The sequence below is a fragment of the Nostoc sp. 2RC genome (genome assembly GCF_014222165.1).
GTDB lineage: Bacteria > Cyanobacteriota > Cyanobacteriia > Cyanobacteriales > Nostocaceae > Nostoc > Nostoc linckia.
Window position 1 is genome coordinate 1 of record NZ_JACKZU010000436.1, and the last position, 6,339, is coordinate 6,339.

At 42.1% G+C, this 6,339-nt stretch carries 5 protein-coding genes and 1 tRNA gene; 4 read left to right on the forward strand and 2 right to left on the reverse strand.

The annotated features are described in order from the left end of the window. Positions 1-34 precede the first annotated feature (34 nt). Complete coding sequence (locus tag GNE10_RS30700; RefSeq protein WP_185569613.1) at positions 35-946, reverse strand: alpha/beta fold hydrolase; 912 nt, start codon at positions 944-946, stop codon at positions 35-37. 378 nt (positions 947-1,324) lie between these two features. After that, positions 1,325-2,044: a hypothetical protein gene (locus GNE10_RS30705; protein ID WP_086763971.1), complete on the reverse strand. Its 720-nt coding sequence runs from the start codon at positions 2,042-2,044 to the stop codon at positions 1,325-1,327. Between the two features lie 636 nt (positions 2,045-2,680). On the opposite strand from GNE10_RS30705, the gene GNE10_RS30710 reads away from it, so the two are divergent. From GNE10_RS30710 to prmC, 4 genes are all read left to right on the forward strand, one after another. Next, entirely contained in the window at positions 2,681-3,232 is a 552-nt protein-coding gene (locus GNE10_RS30710) for a GNAT family N-acetyltransferase (RefSeq protein ID WP_185569615.1), read from the forward strand. 301 nt (positions 3,233-3,533) lie between these two features. Further along, a tRNA-Pro gene (locus tag GNE10_RS30715) sits at positions 3,534-3,607 on the forward strand. Positions 3,608-4,466: 859 nt separating this feature from the next. Beyond that, on the forward strand, positions 4,467-5,285 hold the full coding sequence (locus GNE10_RS30720; RefSeq protein ID WP_185569617.1) for a Tic22 family protein: 819 nt from the start codon (positions 4,467-4,469) through the stop codon (positions 5,283-5,285). Positions 5,286-5,306: 21 nt separating this feature from the next. Further along, the gene (gene prmC / locus GNE10_RS30725) at positions 5,307-6,197 is read left to right on the forward strand and encodes a peptide chain release factor N(5)-glutamine methyltransferase (protein ID WP_185569619.1); all 891 of its coding nucleotides are present in this window, start codon (positions 5,307-5,309) and stop codon (positions 6,195-6,197) included. Positions 6,198-6,339: the final 142 nt, after the last annotated feature.

Consider the following 6,339-nt stretch of genomic DNA (forward strand, 5'->3'; position numbering starts at 1 on the left):
CCCATGCCCCATGCCCCATGCCCCATGTCCAGTCCTATCCACTCTTAACTATCGACCGGATGTAATCGGCTACTGCATCTGGCTGTTCTAACATAGCCAAGTGTCCGCAATTAGGAATTTCTAAAACATTGTCACCACAGTATTGAAATAATCTGTGGAAGCTAGCTAGATGGCGAACATACTTGGGTTCCATAACTTTGTCTTCCGAACCAGCTAAAAAATAAACTGGCTGCTTAAGTTGAGATACCAACTCAGGCAAACGGTTAATTTCTTCTTCAGTTGTAGAATCTAACAGAGTTCCCAAGGCTGCTTCTGGGTCAGCGACTACGAAATCAATCACTCGCTGACGTGCCCAATAGCGCTCTAAAGGACGTGCGACACTGGCTCTGGTAAATAGCAAATCAATTAAAGGCACTTGGGATAGCCAACGCGGACGAATTTGTAAAAATTTCTGACCTGCTGAGCGAAACTGCTCAAAAGCTTCTTTGAGGTAAATACCGCCACCAGCGTTGATACAAATAACTCCCTTAACACACTCAGGTATTCGATCTGCTCCCCATAGAGCGATCGTACCTCCCAAAGAGTGACCAATTAGCCAAGCACTAGTAATATTTAGCTGTTCCAGAAGAATTGCTAAATCTTGAGCATAGGCAGCAGGGGTATAAAGAGAATCGAAAGGTGAACCTACCCCACCACTGGAGATGGGAGTCAGACTCACAGAAGTTTGTGCCCGACTAAAATCCGTTTTTACCTGGGACTGGGATTCACCAAAACCCCGCAAATCATAGGACAGGCACTGCAAATCATCTGATAGGCGGGAAATCACAGGTTGCCAGTATCCACGGCTATTGAGCCAACCGTGGATAAATACTAAAGCGTGGGGGCAGGAAGTGGGAGCCGTTAGCTCGTATGCGTGTGGAACGCCCAAGATTTCAATAGTTGCCATACTTATATCGTACCCCTAAGGGTGGGTGCGACTAAATACGAGGTGTGAGGAGTTTGGAGTTTGGAGTTTGGAGTTTGGAGTTTGGAGTTAAGAGTTAGGAGTTTGGAGTTTGGAGTTTGGAGTTTGGAGTTTGGAGTTTGGAGTTTGGAGTTAAGAGTTAGGAGTTTGGTGTTACAAAATCAACAACTTCTAACTCCTAACCTAAGGTTATAGGGTACAGAAGATTAGGGATAACTTTGCTTGACTATGCCTTGTAACCCCTAACCTACGCTCTTATTTAACTGCTCACTCCTCACTCCTCACTCCTCACTCCTCACTCCTCACTCCTCACTCCTCACTCCTCACTCCTAACTCCTCACTCCTAACTCCTAACTTTTTTTATTTCCCCAGCAACCTCTGTCGTACCCCTTCAGCAATTTTGTGGCCTAGATATTCAGGAATTAAGCTTTCATTCGGCCCCAATAAGTAGAGAATCAGCCGTGTACGTCCGCGCCAAACGAGTAAATTAGCATTGACCACTAGCAAGTCTTCTTGCCAAATGGCGTACATGACTTTATAGAATAATCCTGGTTGATTATCAGCTTCAATCACCAAAGCAGGGAGATGAAAAACCGGATCGACATAGAACTCAGTTTGTACCTGCTCTAAGCCAGTGTCAAGATTGAATTCTACTGCCAGCATTTCTTCTACCTCAAATCGACCTCCTAAAGCTTCGCGAATGGCGCGGCAGACATTTTCTGCGGTTTTATCCGTCAAGGCTTTACTACCACGAGAAACCAGCAGCTTGATAAAAACTAACATCGGCGGACGGATTTGACCGTATAGACTCAAACCGTGGATTGTTAAACCATAAGCTGCTAGTACGCCAAAAATATCGCTGAGCAGAAAAGACTGGTTGCGGTAGGCAAAATGTAAAGCACTTTTGCTACCTTCCGGTTTTAGTTCAATCACAGCGCGTCTAGTTTTATAGAGACGGTAGGCTAGCCGTAAATTTTGCAGTTGAATCTCACTGCTGACAAATTGCTCATAAAACTGGGGAAACGCTCGATTAAAGCGCTTTAGGAGTTCCAGTGTCGAAGATTTTAAACCAGAAGCCATTGTTAAGGTAAGACTCGCTTGCTTTCGTCACCTGGGGACTAGTAGTTCTCTTTCGTGACTTGGCGGGGTAAAGGTTAAAGGGTAAAGGGTAAAGGGTAAAGGTTTTAAATCCCTTGCCCTTTAGTCTTTTCCCTTTCCCCAGCCCTCACCCAGCAAAGTTGACTAGACAGACCACTAGGGACTGGGTATTAGAAACTGGGGGGTGGGAAAAATTTCCCGGTATTCAAATCCCTGATATACCATTCACTCTTAAGCTAACCTGCATTTAAGCTGCATACGAACAATTCACAGGATCTTTGCCAGAATTGGGTTTTCTATATTTATTTCGAGAAAAGTCACAAACAGCTTGGGTCGTTTCCCACATAGTCAGACAGAGGAATCACAACAGGGTGTAATTTGGAATTACTTATATTCTTCCCTTTTGCTGAATTTTTACTAGGGTTTACAACAAAATGCTAAAGTTGAAGATGATTGGTGTGAAACATGCCCCAACTAGCTGCTACCATTTCAAATCTCGAAAACAACCCAAAAATTTTGAGTGTTAGGGGTAGTGGATGGCGTTAGCTAAGTTGAGTATGAATCAACTCTCTTTGAGAGTAGAAGCCAATTTAGTTATATTACCCGAACCTCGTTGGCATGGGTTTTTGGAAAACTTGGTTTAGTACTCCTGAGTCTGTAGCGACAACTAGAACAACTTCTTTTGAAGAATATACAGCAGACACTCTGGGCAACTCCAGCTCCAGTAATATTAGCGAAGCTTCTTCAAAGGAGTCTCGCATCGTCTTCAGTACAGACCGAGATATCGATCTGTATGAACTAGAAGAACTCTGTGATGCAGTTGGTTGGTCGCGTCGTCCTTTAAGAAAAGTCAAAAAAGCCATTGAGCATAGTTTTCTCGTTGCCTCGATGTGGCAGGTCAGAGGAAACCAAAAGCGGCTCATTGGTTTTGCCCGCGCTACTTCAGATCATGCGTTTAATGCCACTATTTGGGATGTGGTGGTTCACCCAGACTTTCAAAATCAAGGGTTGGGTAAGGCACTGATGAAATACGTCCTCAAAAAACTGAGGAGTGAAGAAATTAGCAATGTGACTCTTTTTGCCGACCCTCATGTTGTAGATTTCTACCGAACTATGGGGTTTATGCCAGATCCAGAAGGTATTAAAGGTATGTTTTGGTATCCTCACTAACAATAGATTCAAATAAAACCCGATTTGCACAATAAAATCAGGCATTATAGCAAGAATCTATTGTTTTGACATGGTTTGGGAAGGTTAAGCCGACGAACAAGCAAATTTTATGTCTTGTACAACTCAGTCGGCACAAGAACCTTACATTTAAGGTAGAAAAACTATCTGGTATTTATAAAAAATAAACAAAATTATGCATAAGCGGTGTTATATGATATGATATAGTTAATGCTTATGCGAACGGGTGAATCCCTTGGTAAATTAAGTTAAAACCCAACCGCACACAGTAGATAAATATAGCCGGGATGTAGCGCAGCTTGGTAGCGCGCCTGCTTTGGGAGCAGGATGCCGCAGGTTCAAATCCTGTCATCCCGATTTTAGTTAAGACATATCAATCAAAACCAAACTTATTGATAAATTTGCCTTTGATTAGTATGTCAAATCAAAAAATCAAAGTTTTCTCACATTGCGATCGCTGCACCACACTGTTAAAGAATCCCCACACACGGATAAATAGAGACGTAGCAGTGCTACGTCTCTACAAGATTATAGGTTAAGGCAGAATTATCTTACTAAACGCCTGTATTTATTGAGGTTTTTTTGTCTCAGCAATCAACTAAATTTAGAAAATCTCTCAATAACTTCTGCTATTTAGGGCAAATAGACTAAAGTTTTGTTGCTAAGAAGTGCAATTAAATTGCATATTTTTACGCAGAAAATTAATTTGGTTATTTTTGTCTTGGACTACCTTTTGAAGCGATGTTAGCTGAATTTAGTCTTTGATAAATCAGATACTCGTGACACTGTACTTTGTATAAATTTGAGAAGATATTTAGTTAGGACTAGATGGAACGATTGATAAACTTATGCCGTCATCCGGTGTTAGAGAAAGTCAATAAAATGGCATTTATAATTTTCAGGGTTAGAGAGATTTTTCATTCTTCCCAAAGACAAAAAATAGTCATCTACAAGATTTAGCAGCCAACAGCAAAGTAAAATTGGCAAAAAGACAACTTTAGCACAGTCCATTGCTAAAGGCGATATCATAACAATCTTAAATAGTTGCGATTATTTGACTTCGATTTTTGACTTTCAACAATCAACTAACCTCATAAGTTGTTTACAAATAAATTTTCACAACTAAAATAGATTGCTATATAACTGAAGCTAGTTGGTGCTGTGCAAATCCAACCATTAGTTTAATTGAATTGTCTTATTGATGCGAGGAGCAGTCATGAAATCATTGGTTCGTTGGGGCGCAACATTAGGTATGGCCGGGAGTGTCTTTTTAGGAGGACTTGTAGGAATAGGTAATTTACCAGGATTAGGGAATCTAGAAGCGGTAGCTTTACCACAAGACCAGGTAGTGAAAAAGCTACAGGAAGTACCCGTATTCACCCTCACAAATCCTAAAGGCGAATTCGTAGTTCTTTCCAGGAATAACCAATCTAAGACCGTTTCTCAAGTGGGATTTTTTATTAGCAAGCAAGATGCTCAAAAATTCCTAGATAATCGACTGAAAAAAGAAAATCCTCAATTGGCAAGTACCCTACAGGTGAGACCTTTATCTTTGGCAGACTACTATAAGATAGTGCTAGAAGGTAAAAAGAAGTCAGACTCAGTAATTTATACTTTAGTCCCCACCCAACAACAGGTAGCCTCAGCAACAAGTATGCTGAACGCAAGCGGTAAAAAAGTTGAGCAATTCAACGGCATTCCTTTGTTTGTGCCCAAATTTAAAAAAGATAATAGTTATCTAACCATTCCTTTGGCAAACGGTAATGAGCGCTACATTCCTTTCTTCTTTGAAAAAGAACAAGCAGTGGCTTTGTTAGATGAATTTAAAAAAGCCGTGCCTAAGGAAGCAGAAAACACTGAAATTCAGGTGGTGGATTTGTACGGTGTGATGGAGGCTCTCAATACTAGCAACGATCCCACTATTAATAAAATTGTTTTATATCCATCACGGGAATCTATCAATTTTATTCGATCGCTCGCTCCGAATCAGGCACCAGCTAATAAACCTGCTGCTGCACCTGCACCGAAAAAATAACCGATTTGCTCTGGTTGAGGCATGGGGGAGAAACATCTGATAATTTCTGGTTTAGAACTTTGGCAGTGGCGGAATGCAGCAGTGAAAGCAGCTTGCGCCACTGATGTTCCACCAACAGAAGTAGATTGGTTGCTCCAAGAAGTAGCCGGTTTAGACCGTTTGGCACTCCGTTTGGAGTCTTTTAAAAATTGGCCGCAAATTCAGATGCAATTGCCTCTGGCAGAGTTAGATCTATTGTGGCAGAGGCGATTAAATGAACGTTTACCAGTGCAGTATATTGCCAAAGCTACACCTTGGCGTCAGTTTAAAATTGCCGTATCGAATGCGGTTTTGATTCCCCGACCAGAAACAGAGTGCTTAATTGATTTGGCTGTAGCAGCTGGTGGTAATGCTTCAGGACACTGGGCAGATTTGGGTACTGGCAGTGGAGCGATCGCCATCGGACTAGCAGATGCCTTGCCAAACGCAACAATTCATGCTGTTGATTACAGTGTAGAAGCATTGGCCATCGCCCAAGCCAACGCCCAGAATTTGGGTTTTGCTGACCGCATTCGATTTTATCAAGGTTCTTGGTGGGAGCCACTGACATTCCTCAAAGGTCAGTTCAGTGGTATGGTATCGAATCCCCCTTACATACCCACCAGTACCTTACCTAGTTTGCAACCAGAAGTGATTGACCACGAACCGCATCTAGCTTTGGATGGCGGTGCTGATGGCTTAGATTGTATCCGGCATTTGATTGAAATTTCTCCTATATATTTGCAACCTGGTGGCATCTGGCTAATCGAGATGATGGCAGGACAGGCAGACACAGTGCGAGAACTTTTGCAAAATCAAGGTAGCTACGGCAATATTCAAATTCATAGTGATTTAGCTGGTATTGAGCGCTTTGCCCTAGCTTATAAAAGTTAGGAATGATGAGTAGAAAATTAGGCAATACTGCTCAGGTTTTGGATTTTAAACTGGAATTTGGTTTGGGGAAAAGGTGAGCCAGCGCGGTCTTGGGGGTTTCCCCCATGAGCGACTGGCGTTAGCGTCAGCGTTAGCGACGAAG